Annotated in this window: 12 protein-coding genes; 6 read left to right on the top strand and 6 right to left on the bottom strand. The window is 60.7% G+C overall.

Translation table 11 applies throughout. The features are described 5' to 3' along the window. Window positions 1-63: 63 nt before the first annotated feature. Together CWC48_RS16535 and CWC48_RS16525 are read left to right on the top strand one after the other, a co-directional pair. Window positions 64-1,383 (top strand): MFS transporter, encoded by a 1,320-nt coding sequence (locus tag CWC48_RS16535; RefSeq protein WP_100492208.1) that lies wholly within the window; start codon window positions 64-66, stop codon window positions 1,381-1,383. Window positions 1,384-1,535: 152 nt separating this feature from the next. After that, entirely contained in the window at window positions 1,536-2,168 is a 633-nt protein-coding gene (locus CWC48_RS16525) for a flavin reductase family protein (RefSeq protein WP_078050036.1), read from the top strand. A gap of 126 nt (window positions 2,169-2,294) precedes the next feature. Here the strand turns inward: CWC48_RS16525 and CWC48_RS16520 are convergent, their stop codons facing one another. Continuing rightward, window positions 2,295-2,573, bottom strand: coding sequence for a hypothetical protein (locus CWC48_RS16520; RefSeq protein WP_078050037.1), 279 nt, complete (start codon window positions 2,571-2,573; stop codon window positions 2,295-2,297). Between the two features lie 11 nt (window positions 2,574-2,584). Beyond that, window positions 2,585-2,926, bottom strand: a complete 342-nt coding sequence (locus CWC48_RS16515) for an antibiotic biosynthesis monooxygenase family protein (protein ID WP_065925866.1) — start codon at window positions 2,924-2,926, stop codon at window positions 2,585-2,587. A gap of 326 nt (window positions 2,927-3,252) precedes the next feature. Between CWC48_RS16515 and CWC48_RS16510 the strand changes: the two genes are divergently transcribed. Next, window positions 3,253-4,182 (top strand): AraC family transcriptional regulator, encoded by a 930-nt coding sequence (locus CWC48_RS16510; protein ID WP_078050038.1) that lies wholly within the window; start codon window positions 3,253-3,255, stop codon window positions 4,180-4,182. A gap of 62 nt (window positions 4,183-4,244) precedes the next feature. Here CWC48_RS16510 and CWC48_RS16505 read toward each other — a convergent pair whose 3' ends face one another. The 4 genes from CWC48_RS16505 to edd all read right to left on the bottom strand — a co-directional run bounded on the left by CWC48_RS16505 (window position 4,245) and on the right by edd (window position 9,371). Further along, window positions 4,245-5,672, bottom strand: a complete 1,428-nt coding sequence (locus CWC48_RS16505; protein WP_214497477.1) for an ATP-binding protein — start codon at window positions 5,670-5,672, stop codon at window positions 4,245-4,247. Between the two features lie 31 nt (window positions 5,673-5,703). Continuing rightward, entirely contained in the window at window positions 5,704-6,438 is a 735-nt protein-coding gene (locus CWC48_RS16500; protein ID WP_025854798.1) for a response regulator, read from the bottom strand. A 153-nt stretch (window positions 6,439-6,591) separates the two neighbouring features. Further along, window positions 6,592-7,548 (bottom strand): glucokinase, encoded by a 957-nt coding sequence (locus CWC48_RS16495; RefSeq protein WP_078050040.1) that lies wholly within the window; start codon window positions 7,546-7,548, stop codon window positions 6,592-6,594. Next, a complete protein-coding gene (edd, locus tag CWC48_RS16490; protein WP_099494265.1) occupies window positions 7,545-9,371 on the bottom strand; it encodes a phosphogluconate dehydratase in 1,827 nt (608 codons plus the stop codon). Before edd ends, CWC48_RS16495 begins: the two co-directional genes overlap by 4 nt. A 221-nt stretch (window positions 9,372-9,592) precedes the next feature. Between edd and gap the strand changes: the two genes are divergently transcribed. The 3 genes from gap (at window position 9,593) to CWC48_RS16475 (ending at window position 12,352) form a co-directional block, all read left to right on the top strand. Then, on the top strand, window positions 9,593-10,594 hold the full coding sequence (gap, locus tag CWC48_RS16485) for a type I glyceraldehyde-3-phosphate dehydrogenase (RefSeq protein WP_015885658.1): 1,002 nt from the start codon (window positions 9,593-9,595) through the stop codon (window positions 10,592-10,594). A gap of 196 nt (window positions 10,595-10,790) precedes the next feature. Next, window positions 10,791-11,309, top strand: coding sequence for an RNA polymerase sigma factor (locus CWC48_RS16480; protein WP_099494264.1), 519 nt, complete (start codon window positions 10,791-10,793; stop codon window positions 11,307-11,309). 74 nt (window positions 11,310-11,383) lie between these two features. Then, window positions 11,384-12,352: a FecR domain-containing protein gene (locus CWC48_RS16475; protein ID WP_099494263.1), complete on the top strand. Its 969-nt coding sequence runs from the start codon at window positions 11,384-11,386 to the stop codon at window positions 12,350-12,352. Window positions 12,353-12,453 lie beyond the last annotated feature (101 nt).

Below are 12,453 nucleotides of genomic sequence, written 5' to 3'. Positions count from 1 at the left end.
ATAGCCCCAGCCAGGCAGTGCTCAAGCACGCTCCATAAAAACAACTAGATGAAGGATCCTTCAATGGATAACTCCAACACCTTGCCTCTGGGGTCGGCGGCCGCGCCGGCGAAAGAACGCACCACCTCCAGCCGTATCAAATCGATTTTCAGTGGTTCCGTCGGCAACATGGTCGAGTGGTACGACTGGTACGTCTACGCCGCCTTCTCGTTGTACTTCGCAAAAACCTTCTTCCCGAAAGGCGACACCACCGCCCAGCTGCTCAACACCGCCGCGATCTTTGCCGTCGGCTTCCTGATGCGCCCGATCGGTGGCTGGCTGATGGGCCTGTACGCTGACAAAGTCGGGCGTAAAAAGGCCTTGATGGCCTCGGTCTACCTGATGTGCTTCGGCTCGTTGCTGATCGCCCTGAGCCCTGGCTATGAAGTCATTGGTATCGGCGCACCGATCTTGCTGGTATTTGCCCGTTTGCTGCAGGGCCTGTCGGTCGGCGGTGAATACGGTACCTCCGCCACCTACCTCAGTGAGATGGCGACCAAGGAACGCCGTGGTTTCTACTCCAGCTTCCAATACGTAACCCTTATCTCTGGCCAGCTCATCGCCCTGGGCGTATTGATCGTGCTGCAACAATTGCTCACCACCGAGCAGCTGTATGCCTGGGGCTGGCGTATCCCGTTTGCCATCGGTGCCCTGTGCGCAGTGGTTGCGCTGTACCTGCGTCGCGGCATGGAAGAAACCGAGTCGTTCACCAAGAAGGAAAAAGCCAAGGAAAGCGCGATGCGCACCTTGATGCGCCATCCCAAGGAACTGTTGACCGTGGTCGGCCTGACCATGGGCGGTACGCTGGCGTTCTACACCTACACCACCTACATGCAGAAATACCTGGTGAACACCGTCGGCATGAGCATTTCCGACTCCACCACCATCTCGGCGGCGACGCTGTTCCTGTTCATGTGCCTGCAACCGATCATCGGTGGGCTGTCGGATAAAGTCGGTCGTCGGCCGATCCTGATCGCCTTCGGCATCCTCGGCACCCTGTTCACCGTGCCGATCCTCACCACCCTGCACACCATCCAGAGCTGGTGGGGCGCGTTCTTCCTGATCATGGCGGCGCTGATCATCGTCAGCGGCTACACCTCGATCAACGCCGTGGTGAAAGCCGAACTGTTCCCGACCGAAATCCGCGCCCTGGGTGTGGGCCTGCCGTATGCCCTGACCGTCTCGATCTTTGGCGGTACTGCTGAATACATCGCGCTGTGGTTCAAGAGCATCGGCATGGAAACCGGCTACTACTGGTATGTGACGGCGTGTATTGCGGTGTCGCTGGTGGTCTACGTGACCATGAAGGACACGCGTAAGCACTCGCGTATCACCACCGACTAACCGTTGAACGCCGTTCAAAATGTGGGAGCGGGCTTGCCCGCGAAAGCGGTGTGTCAGTCAACGATTGTAGAGACTGAACCACCGTATTCGCGGGCAAGCCCGCTCCCACATTGGGTATGATGCTGGTCCCGAAACCGAGAGCAGAACAGGCCATGTCCGACGATATCCATTTCTACGAACCCGCCAACGGCCACGGCCTGCCGCATGACCCGTTCAATGCCATTGTCGGGCCGCGTCCGATCGGCTGGATTTCGTCCCACGACAGCGAAGGCCGCCTGAACCTGGCGCCCTACAGCTTCTTCAATGCGTTCAACTACATTCCGCCGATCATTGGGTTTTCCAGTGTCGGGCGCAAAGACAGCCTGAACAACATCGAACAGACCGGCGAGTTTGTCTGGAACCTGGCCACCCGCCCGCTGGCCGAGCAGATGAACCAGAGCTGTGCCGCCGTTTCCCCCGAGGTCAACGAGTTCGAGCTGTCCGGCCTGACGCCGGTGGCGTCGAAGATTGTTGGCGTACCACGGGTGGGCGAGAGCCCGGTGTCGTTCGAGTGCAAGGTCACGCAGATCATCCAGCTTCAGCGCGCCGACAAGGCATTGGTGCCTAGCTGGCTGGTGTTGGGCGAGGTGGTCGCGGTGCACATTGCCAAGTGGCTGCTCAAGGATGGGGTCTACGACACTGCCGCCGCCGAGCCGATCCTGCGCGGTGGCGGCCCGGCGGATTACTTCCAACTGGGCCCCGAAGCCCTGTTCAAGATGTATCGCCCAGGTGCAACACCACGCTGACTGCAAGGCAATAAAACCTGTGGGAGCGGGTTTGCTCGCGAAAGCGGTGGATCAGTCACAGCCGTATCGACTGACACGCCGGATTCGCGAGCAAGCCCGCTCCCACAGTTGGATCAGCAGCGTTCTTTAGTTGGCAGCAGTGGCCCAAGAAAGTTGACCGTCTTCATCCACATCGACCAAGCACTCAAGCTGCAGGGTCGCCGCATCGTCGGCATCGGAGGCGGTCTTGAACTTTTGTCCATCAAGGATCTTGTGAAACTGCGGTGCGCCCATGCCATCCAGTGCCTTGACGGCGACGGCGGCGCTGTAGCCACCCTCACCCGGTACTACCGCGGAAACGGCTTCGTGGTGGGCAAATTGTTTACGTGCCATGTTGCAGGTCCTGGCCAATGGAAAGTCGGCCATTCTAAACCTGATCAGCCGGCGAGTTGCAGGTACTCGCCGTAGGCATTGGCGGCGGATGCATCGGTGAAGGTCTGGAAGTCCATGCTGCGCACGACCATGTCGTTCAACAACTCGGTGAAGATCATCAGCGCTGGAGAGTTGAAGTAGGCGCTCATCGCCTGCTCGCTGCTCCAGAAGCCGGAGATCAACCAGACATCGGGATCGACCTGGGAATGCTGCAACGAGAATTGCAGGCAACCCTGAGCCTGACGGCCCGGTTCGATCAAACTGCTCAAGCGTGCACCGAGTTCGGTGCTGCACCCGGTGCGGGCGCGGATAAAGGCCATATGGCTCGCGGGAATGGGGGTGGACATGTTCGACTCTCCCGTTGAGAAGTGATGCTCGGCAAGCACTGTGAGGGCGTGTTGCCACAGGATCAAAGATAACGGCGCGGGTATGGACGCGGTTAGTCGATTCCTGCCGGCTTATTGCACAATCCTGCGAATAGCGTAGACAGGACGTTCGGCCACCGGTTTTATTCCACGGGCAAACGCCTTGTTTCAGGGAGATGACAGGCCCGGTGCTTGCCTGATTCACGATGTGTCGCAGGATCAGGCAAGGATTGTGCAGAATCGACATAACACTCTCTAACCGCCACCGCTAAGCTGAGCCCATCAAAAAAGTGTGTAGAGGTCGCCCCATGCCGTCGCCCGAAACCAAGTCCATTCCCCTCGATGCCGAAATGGAAAAGCAACGCGCGGAGCTTGCCGGCATCGTGCATCGCCATACCTGGGAAGACGGTTCCTATGGCACGGCGATCACGACCTTGTACCTGAACCGCCACAACACACCGCGCGATTTCATGCCGGTGCTGGTCGAGCCAGCCCTGTGCATTCTTGCCAGTGGCAGCAAGGAAGTGCGCCTGGCGGATGAAATATTCGCCTACGACCCGCTCAACTACTTGGTGTTTTCGGTCGCCATGCCGGTGGCCGGCCGGATCATTGAGGCCACGCCGGAGGACCCGAACCTGTCGGTGCGCATCAATATCGACCCGGCGCAACTGACGGCCTTGATCGCCGAGGCAGGCCCAATGGGCGTGCCGTCACGACCGACGTCACGTGGCATGTACGTCGACCGCATCGACAACCAATTGCTCGACGCGGTGCTGCGCCTGGCGCGCCTGCTCGATACACCCAAAGACATCGCCATGCTCGCGCCCCTGATCAACCGCGAAATTCTTTATCGCCTGTTGCGCGGCCCGCAAGGTTATCGGCTGTATGAAATTGCCGTGGCCAACAGTCAGAGCCACCGCGTCAGCCAGGCGATCAAGTGGCTCAATGGCAACTACGAACAACCGCTGCGCATCGATGACCTGGCCAAGGAAGTCAACCTCAGCGTCTCGACCCTGCACCACCGTTTCAAGGCGATCACCGCCATGAGCCCGCTGCAATACCAGAAGCAACTGCGCCTGCAGGAAGCGCGGCGATTGATGATTGCCGAAGGACTGGAAGCGTCGGCGGCCGGGTATCGGGTGGGGTATGAAAGCCCGTCACAGTTCAGTCGGGAATACAGCCGGTTGTTCGGCGCGCCGCCGCTGAGAGACCTGGCCCGATTGCGCCAAAGCATCTGACTCAACGGAGATCAAAATGTGGGAGCGGCGGTTCGACGCTTCCACATGGGTTTTGTGTTTATTCAGTCCAGACCGCGGGGTAGCTGCAAGGTCACCCGCAACCCACCCTCGCGCAAATTCTGCAAACTCACTTCACCGCCATGGCTATGGGCAATGTTGCGCGCAATCCCCAACCCCAGGCCGTAGCCCTGTTGCTGCCCGGCCAGGCGAAAGTGCGGTTCGAACACCTGCTCAAGACGCTGCTCCGGCACCCCGGGGCCTTCGTCATCCACGTGCAGGATGAACTCCGCGCCATCGTCCTCGATGTACAGGTGGGCGTTCTGACCGTACTTCAACGCGTTGTCGATCAGGTTGCCAATGCAACGCTTGAGCGCCAGCGGCTTACCCGGATAGGCGCTCAGCGCTCGGCCGTGTTGGGTGACCCGACCATTGCCGTTCGGCGCCAGGTACGGCTCCACCAGGCAGTCAAGCACGTGGTTCAGGTCGACCGGCTCGATGTTTTCGTGGATATCCGTGTCCTTCACGCACTGCAGCGCGCCCTTCACCAGTAGCTCTAGCTCATCCAGGTCACGGCCGAATTTGGCTTGCAGGTTCTCGTCTTCAAGCAATTCCACGCGCAGGCGCAGACGGGTGATGGGCGTGCGCAAGTCGTGGGAAATCGCGCTGAACAACTGGCTGCGTTCGGTCAGGTAACGGCTGATGCGTTCGCGCATCGCATTAAAGGCGCGGCCCACTTCCACCACTTCGCTGCCACCGCCTTCGGCCACCGGTTCTACATCGGCGCCCAGGGACATGTCCCGCGCCGCCCGCGCCAGGCGCTTGAGTGGCCGGCTTTGCCAGTGCACCAGCAGGCCGATGAACAACAGCAGGAAGCCGCTGGTCAGCACGATAAACCACACTTGCTGGGACGGCAGGCCTTGTTCTTCAAGGCTGGTGTAGGGCTCGGGCAACAGCGAGGCGATGTACAGCCATTCGCCGGGGGCAAGCTGGATCTGGGTGACCAATACCGGTGGGTTCACCGGTTCCAGGGTCAACGCATAATGGGCCCAAGAGCGTGGCAGCTCATCGAGTTTGAGCCCGGCATTGAAGATCCGCAGGTCTTCGGCGCTGACGAACTCCACCGAGATGTCCACGTCGGCACCCAGGGTCTGGCGCAGCACTTCGTCCACCGCGACCAGTACCGCCTGTTTGCGTGGAGTTTCCGGTAATACCTGCATGTCCAGCGGGCGATCATTGAGGGTCACGACAAACCGGGTGCCGCCCATGCTGCGCAATTGATCGAGGACCAACGGCCGATAGGCCACCGGCAGCGAACGGAAATAACTGACGCTGGCCGTCATCGAATGCGCCAGGCTACGGGCGCTGGTGACCAGGCCTTCGAGCTGGGTGGCGCGCAACTGCGACACCCAGATCACGCTGGAAAGCGCCTGGGCAAACAACACGGCCAGCAGCGTCAGCATCAGCATGCGCCCCAGCAACGAGCGCGGCACCGGAAAGCGACGGCGGTGCTCGGTCAGGTGTTCAGTGGGCATTGCCGGCAACCACGCTGGCTGCCAGTTGGTAACCACTGCCGCGCACCGTGCGGATCAGCCGAGGAGGCTTTTCGGTATCGCGCAGGCGTTGGCGCAGGCGGCTGACGGCCATGTCGACGATACGGTCCAGCGGCATCAGGTCGCGGCCACGGGTAGCGTTGCCGATGGTGTCGCGGTCGAGGATCTGTTGCGGGTGGTCGAGAAATAATTTGAGCAGGGCGAAATCGGCCCCGGAGAGGATCACTTCTTCGCCGTCTACATGAAACAGGCGGTGGCTGATCATATCCAGGCGCCATTCATCAAACACCAGCACGTCCCCACCTACGCTGCGCTCCTGGCCGAACTGGCAACGGCGCAACAGGGCTTTGATCCGTGCTTGCAACTCGCGAGGGCTGAAGGGCTTGCCGATGTAGTCGTCGGCGCCCAGCTCCAGGCCGATCACGCGGTCGGCCTCGTCGGAACTGGCAGTGAGCATGATGATCGGCACCTGCGCCTGGCGCGGGTGTTGGCGGATCCAGCGGCAAAGGCTGAACCCGTCTTCGTCCGGCAACATCACATCGAGGATGACCAAGTCGCAGGGCGCCTCGTTCATCGCCTGGCGGAACCCCGCGCCATCCGGCACGCCACGCACCTGGAAACCGGCGCGACTGAGGTAGGTCTGCAGCAATTCGCGGATTTCCTGGTCATCGTCGACGAGGAGAATCGATTTACTGATTACGCTCACGGGGTCCTCCTTGTTGTTATGGCCAAGCTTAAGTCATTTGTTGCCCTTGAGGCCCCCTTCGCGAGCAAGCCCGCTCCCACATTTGCCTGCATTCCAACAGTGGAATGCGATCGAATGTGGGAGCGGGCTTGCTCGCGAAGGGGCCATAACTCACTACGCAAAGGCCTGTTCGAGCGCGACGCCAGCCCCGGTCAACCCGGAATACGGCGCAGTCACCAACCACACCGGAATACCTTTGAAGTAGTCGCTCATGCAGCCTTTGTCGCTGAAGCTCTTGGCAAAGCCGCTGTTGATAAAGAAGTCGGCAAACCTCGGTATCACCCCGCCCACGATATACACACCGCCGCGTCCACCGGTGGTCAATACGTTGTTGCCCGCCACTCGACCCAGCCAGATGCTGAACTGGTCCAGGACTTCCATCGCGATCGGGTCGCCGGCCAGGCCGGCAGCCGTAATGGCTTCGGGCGTGTCCAGTACCGGGGTGTGCCCGTCGACCGCACAAATGGCGCGGTACAAACGGGGCAACCCACCGCCGCTCAGCGCGGTCTCGGCGCTGACATGGCCGATCTCCGTGTAAATGTGCTGCCACAGCTGGGTTTCCCGCGGGCTGCTCAGGGGCAGGTCGACATGCCCGCCCTCCCCCGGCAGCGCCGCAAAGCGGCCAGCGCCCAAGTCCAGCAACGTGCCAACCCCCAGGCCAGTGCCTGGGCCGATCACCACCGCCGGACGCAACGGCTCCGGCGTGCCCGCGCAGACCACACGAAATTCGTCGGGCTTGAGGCGGGTCATGCCCAAGGCCATGGCCGAGAAGTCATTGACCAGCAGCAGTTCATCCACCTGCAGGGTTTTGCAAAAGTCAGTCTTGCTCAGGCGCCAATGATTGTTGGTGAATTTAAATTCATTCCCACTCACCGGCCCGGCCACCGACAGGCATACCGCGCCGATGTCCCCGATTTCCAGGCCTTCCTCCTTGAGGTAAACCTTGATCGCGTCTTCAGGGCTGGAGTGATCCGCCGTGGCATGCACGCGGATCGAATGCAGTTCCTGATCGCGCCACAACGCAAAACGGGCGTTGGTGCCCCCGATATCACCGACCAGCGCAAGCTTCACTTAAGCGTCTCCAAGGCAGAGGTAAAGGCGCTGGCGCCCTGCTCTGCGGAGCTTGCGGCCAAGCGCATAAATGCAAACAGCTCGCGACCGGCACCCACGTTATTGCCCAACAGGCCCGTGGCAGGCGCGCGCGCTGCGAATTCGTCGGCGTCCACCTTAAGCTCCAAGGTGCCCTTCACGCCATCCACGCGAATGATATCGCCATCGCGCACCCGCGCCAGTGGCCCGCCGCTCTGGGCTTCGGGGTTGACGTGGATCGCGGCGGGGATCTTACCCGACGCGCCGGACATACGCCCGTCTGTTACCAGTGCGACCTTGAAGCCACGGTCCTGCAACACGCCAAGGAACGGCGTCATCTTATGCAGTTCGGGCATGCCATTGGAGCGCGGGCCCTGGAAGCGCATGACGGCCACGAAGTCTTTTTCCAACTGACCGGCCTTGAACGCGTCGGCCAGGTCTTGCTGGTCCTGGAACACCACCGCCGGCGCTTCAACAATTTGATGTTCCGGAGCCACGGCAGACACTTTCATCACGCCACGCCCGAGGTTGCCTTCCATCACGCGCAAGCCGCCCTCCGGCGAAAACGCACGGGCTACGGGACGCAGGATGCTTTCGTCGAGGCTTTCGATCGGGCCGTCGCGCCAGATCAGCTCGCCGTCGACCAGGAATGGTTCCTGGGTGTAGCGGCTCAGGCCTTTGCCGGCCACGGTGTTGACGTCTTCGTGGAGCAGGCCGGCTTCGAGCAGCTCGCGGATCAGGAACGACATGCCGCCCGCCGCCTGGAAGTGGTTGATGTCGGCCTTGCCGTTTGGATACACGTGGGACAGGGTCGGCACCACCTCGGAAAGGTCGGCCATGTCGTCCCAGGTGAGGATAATGCCCGCCGACATGGCGATGGCCGGCATGTGCAGGGTGTGGTTGGTGGACCCGCCCGTGGCGTTGAGTGCAATGATCGAGTTGACGATGGATTTCTCGTCGACGATCTCGCCGATCGGCGTGAAGTTGCCGTTGGCCTTGGTCAAGCGCGTGACCTGGTGCGCGGCTTCGCGGGTCAGGGCATCACGCAGCGGTGTGTAGGGGTTGACGAACGAAGCGCCCGGCAAGTGCAGGCCCATGACTTCCATCAGCAATTGGTTGGTGTTGGCGGTGCCGTAGAAGGTGCAGGTGCCAGGGCTGTGGTAGGACTTCATCTCCGATTCCAGCAGCTCTTCGCGGGTGGCCTTGCCTTCTGCGTAGCGCTGGCGCACGTCGGCTTTCTGTTTGTTGGAGATACCCGACGGCATTGGGCCGCCCGGTACGAAGATCATCGGCAGGTGGCCGTAGCGCAGCGCGCCCATCATCAGGCCGGGGACGATCTTGTCGCAGATGCCCAGCATCAGCGCGGCGTCGAACATGTTGTGGGACAGCGCTACCGCTGTGGACATGGCAATCACTTCACGGCTGAGCAGGCTCAGCTCCATGCCAGGCTCGCCCTGGGTCACGCCATCGCACATGGCCGGGGTGCCGCCGGCAAACTGGCCGACCGAGCCGACTTCGCGCAAGGCTTTCTTGATCTGCTCGGGGAAGTGTTCGTACGGCTGATGCGCCGAGAGCATGTCGTTATATGAAGAAACAATTGCCACGTTGGCCGCATTCATCATGCGCAGGCTGTTTTTGTCTTCGGTGCCGCAACCGGCCACGCCATGGGCGAAGTTGGCGCATTGCAGCTTGCCGCGCATCGGACCGTCGCTGGCTGCGCCGCGAATGAGCGCAAGGTAAGCCTCGCGGGTGGCGCGGCTGCGGGCGATAAGCCGTTCGGTGACCTCAAGGACGCGGGGATGCATGTGTAGAACTCCAGGCTAACGGATGTGGCGACCTGAGTGTCTATGCTGATCAAACGCCCGCAGCGCATGGGATGGCAGGGAGTCGTTTGGATCATCGGACCAGTTGATTCAGGTCACTCGTTGTAGATTGAACAAAATATTGCCACTAAAAAGGCTTGTTTTCTATTTTTATGCGAATAATCTTGTAATTCTTACAACAAATCGACGACAGGCACTTTCCAATGACTCTTCGTATCGCAATCAATGGTTTTGGCCGTATCGGCCGTAATGTCCTGCGCGCACTGTATACCCAAGGCTACCGCCAGGATTTGCAGATCGTCGCCATCAACGATCTGGGCGACAGCTCGATCAACGCCCACCTGCTCAAATACGACACCGTGCATGGCACTTTCGAAGCAGAGGTCGCCCACGATCAGGAAAGCCTGACCGTCAATGGCGACCGGATTGCCGTCAGTGCCATTCGCAACCCCGCCGACCTGCCGTGGGCTGCACACAAGATCGACGTGGTGTTCGAATGCACCGGCCTGTTCACCGACCGTGACAAGGCTGCCGCCCATATTACCGCTGGCGCGCGCAAGGTGATCATCTCGGCCCCGGCCAAGGGCGCGGACGCCACTGTGGTTTATGGCGTAAACCATGACATTTTGCGTCAGTCCCACCAGATCATCTCCAACGCCTCGTGCACCACCAACTGCCTGGCGCCAGTCGCCCAGGTGCTGCACCGCGAGCTGGGTATCGAAAGCGGCCTGATGACCACGATTCACGCCTACACCAACGACCAGAACCTGACCGACGTCTACCACACCGACCCGTACCGCGCGCGTTCGGCCACCCAGAACATGATCCCGAGCAAGACCGGCGCCGCCGAAGCGGTAGGCCTGGTGCTGCCGGAATTGGCGGGCAAGCTGACCGGCATGGCCGTGCGTGTGCCGGTGATCAACGTGTCGCTGGTTGACCTCACCGTACAACTGAAGAAAGAAGCCACTGCCGAAGAAGTCAACGCGCTGCTCAAAGAAGCCAGCCAGCACTCGAAGATCCTCGGCTACAACACCCTGCCGCTGGTTTCCAGTGACTTCAACCACAACCCGCTGTCGTCGATCTTCGACGCCAATCACACCAAGGTCAGCGGCAAGTTGCTCAAAGTGCTGGCCTGGTACGACAACGAGTGGGGCTTCTCCAACCGCATGCTGGATAACTGCCTGGCGCTGTGCAACGCCGAGTAATCCAGTGGGAGTAGGCTTGTGTGGGAGCGGGCTTGCTCGCGAATACAGACGCCTCGGTTCATCTGAATACCGAGGTGATGCATTCGCGAGCAAGCTCGCTCCCACATTTGTCCTGTGCAAAACCGCTCAACGTGCCACTTGCCATTTGAGTTGATGATAAGCATTATCATTAACTGCAAATCGGTCTGGTACCACTGTGAGCCAATCTCGCTTCAACCACGTCTTTCTCACCCAACGGGTGATTCTGCTTCGCACCTTGCAGCGGATGGTGAATAACCACAGCACCGCCGAAGACCTGTTGCAGGAAACCTACCTGCGCGTCACCCGGGCCCTCAGTGAGCGGCCGATCGATCACCTCGAACCCTTCGTCTATCAAACCGCGCGCAACCTCGCGCTGGATCATCTGCGTGCACGTCGGATCCAGGCCCGCATGCTGCAGGAAGATGTCCCGCTGGACGTCCTGCAAAGCGTCGCCGCGCCGATCAGCACGCCCGAAGATGCCACCCAGGCCGAGCAGATGCTTGAAGCCCTCAGCGTCAGCCTTGGCCAGTTGAGCGCCCGCCAACAGCAGATTTTCATCCTCAGCCGACTGCATGGTTGCAGTTACCAGGAGATCGCCGATCAGCTCCAAGTGTCCTTGAGCACCGTGCAAAAGGAACTGAAATTGATCATGGCCATCTGTGTAGGTGTGGCCGAACGGCTGGATCGGCCTTAAGCTTCACTCGACAGAATCGTCGACCCAAGCTGCAGGAAAGTTGAATAGAACGTGGCGAAGACCCGAGGAACACCGTGACGGACCCGAATAAACTGCGCCCCCATGAGCTGGCTCATGAGGTGTTGCAAGACACGGCTATGGACCAAGCCCTCGACTGGCTGATCGCCTTGCAGTGCCCGCAGCCCGGGCAGCAGGCCGAATTCGAAGCCTGGCTGGCCAGCGACCCCGCCCACGTCCACGCCTTCGGCAAGGCCCAGGCTGCCTGGGGTGGCGCGCCGGTGTACAGCGCCGCCGTCGCACTGGCGGCGCCGCGCAAACCCAGCGCCTGGCGCCGGATCAAGCCGCACTGGAAGCCACTGGCCACCGCCGCCGTGTTGTTGATCGGCCTGTTCAGCTTCAGCAATTTGCCGGTACGCCTGCAAGCCGACCACCTTACCGTGGTGGGCGAACGCCAGCGCCTGCAATTGGACGACGGCTCCAAGGTGTTGCTCAACACCAACTCGGCGTTTTCCAGCAGCATCAAGGACCACCAGCGTATCGCCCGCCTGTACCAGGGCGAGGCGTTTTTCGAAATCGTGCCCAACCATGGCCTGCCCCTGGAAATCGACGCCGGCCCCGTGCGCGCCAGCGTGCGTGATACCGCGTTCGCCGTGCGCTACCTCAATGGCGAAGCTCAGGTGCAAGTTCAGCGCGGCGATGTCGACCTGAGCAACACCTTCGATGATGCCCGCGTGCGCCTGCGCGCCGGTGAAAGTATCCGCATCGGGCCCAAGGGCTTCGGCCAACCCGCCAAGCTGGACGCCAACAAGGACCTGGCCTGGGTGCAGGGCCGGCTGATCTTCGAAAACTGCCCCATGAGCGAAGTGCTTGCCGAACTGCGCCGCTATTACCCTGGCTGGATCGTCAACACCAACGATCAACTCGCCAGCGTCGCCGTCACGGGCAATTACCGCCTCGACCAGCCGCTGGACGTGGTGCGTTCACTGGCGCACATCACCTCGGCCAAGCTGTCGGAATACCCCGCGCTGGTGATCCTGAACTAAATGAGAATTATTTTTACTCGATAGCCAACGATGGTACGTCTCGTCTTAGCCAATGCAACTGATTCCTATTTGTTTCAGTTCGCAACTATAAGATTCGTACC

Origin of the sequence: Pseudomonas sp. S10E 269, from assembly GCF_002798465.1 — a bacterium.
GTDB lineage: Bacteria > Pseudomonadota > Gammaproteobacteria > Pseudomonadales > Pseudomonadaceae > Aquipseudomonas > Aquipseudomonas pergaminensis.
The sequence above is the reverse complement of the archived record's forward strand: the minus strand, read 5'-3'. Positions and strand labels throughout refer to the sequence as shown.

Excerpts from the sequence above, each read along its gene's own strand:
- CWC48_RS16535 (WP_100492208.1), top strand. The coding sequence starts at position 64 with ATGGATAACTCCAACACCTTGCCTCTGGGGTCGGCGGCCGCGCCGGCG.
- CWC48_RS16525 (WP_078050036.1), top strand. The coding sequence starts at position 1,536 with ATGTCCGACGATATCCATTTCTACGAACCCGCCAACGGCCACGGCCTG.
- CWC48_RS16520 (WP_078050037.1), bottom strand. The coding sequence starts at position 2,573 with ATGGCCGACTTTCCATTGGCCAGGACCTGCAACATGGCACGTAAACAA.
- CWC48_RS16515 (WP_065925866.1), bottom strand. The coding sequence starts at position 2,926 with ATGTCCACCCCCATTCCCGCGAGCCATATGGCCTTTATCCGCGCCCGC.
- CWC48_RS16510 (WP_078050038.1), top strand. The coding sequence starts at position 3,253 with ATGCCGTCGCCCGAAACCAAGTCCATTCCCCTCGATGCCGAAATGGAA.
- edd (WP_099494265.1), bottom strand. The coding sequence starts at position 9,371 with ATGCATCCCCGCGTCCTTGAGGTCACCGAACGGCTTATCGCCCGCAGC.
- gap (WP_015885658.1), top strand. The coding sequence starts at position 9,593 with ATGACTCTTCGTATCGCAATCAATGGTTTTGGCCGTATCGGCCGTAAT.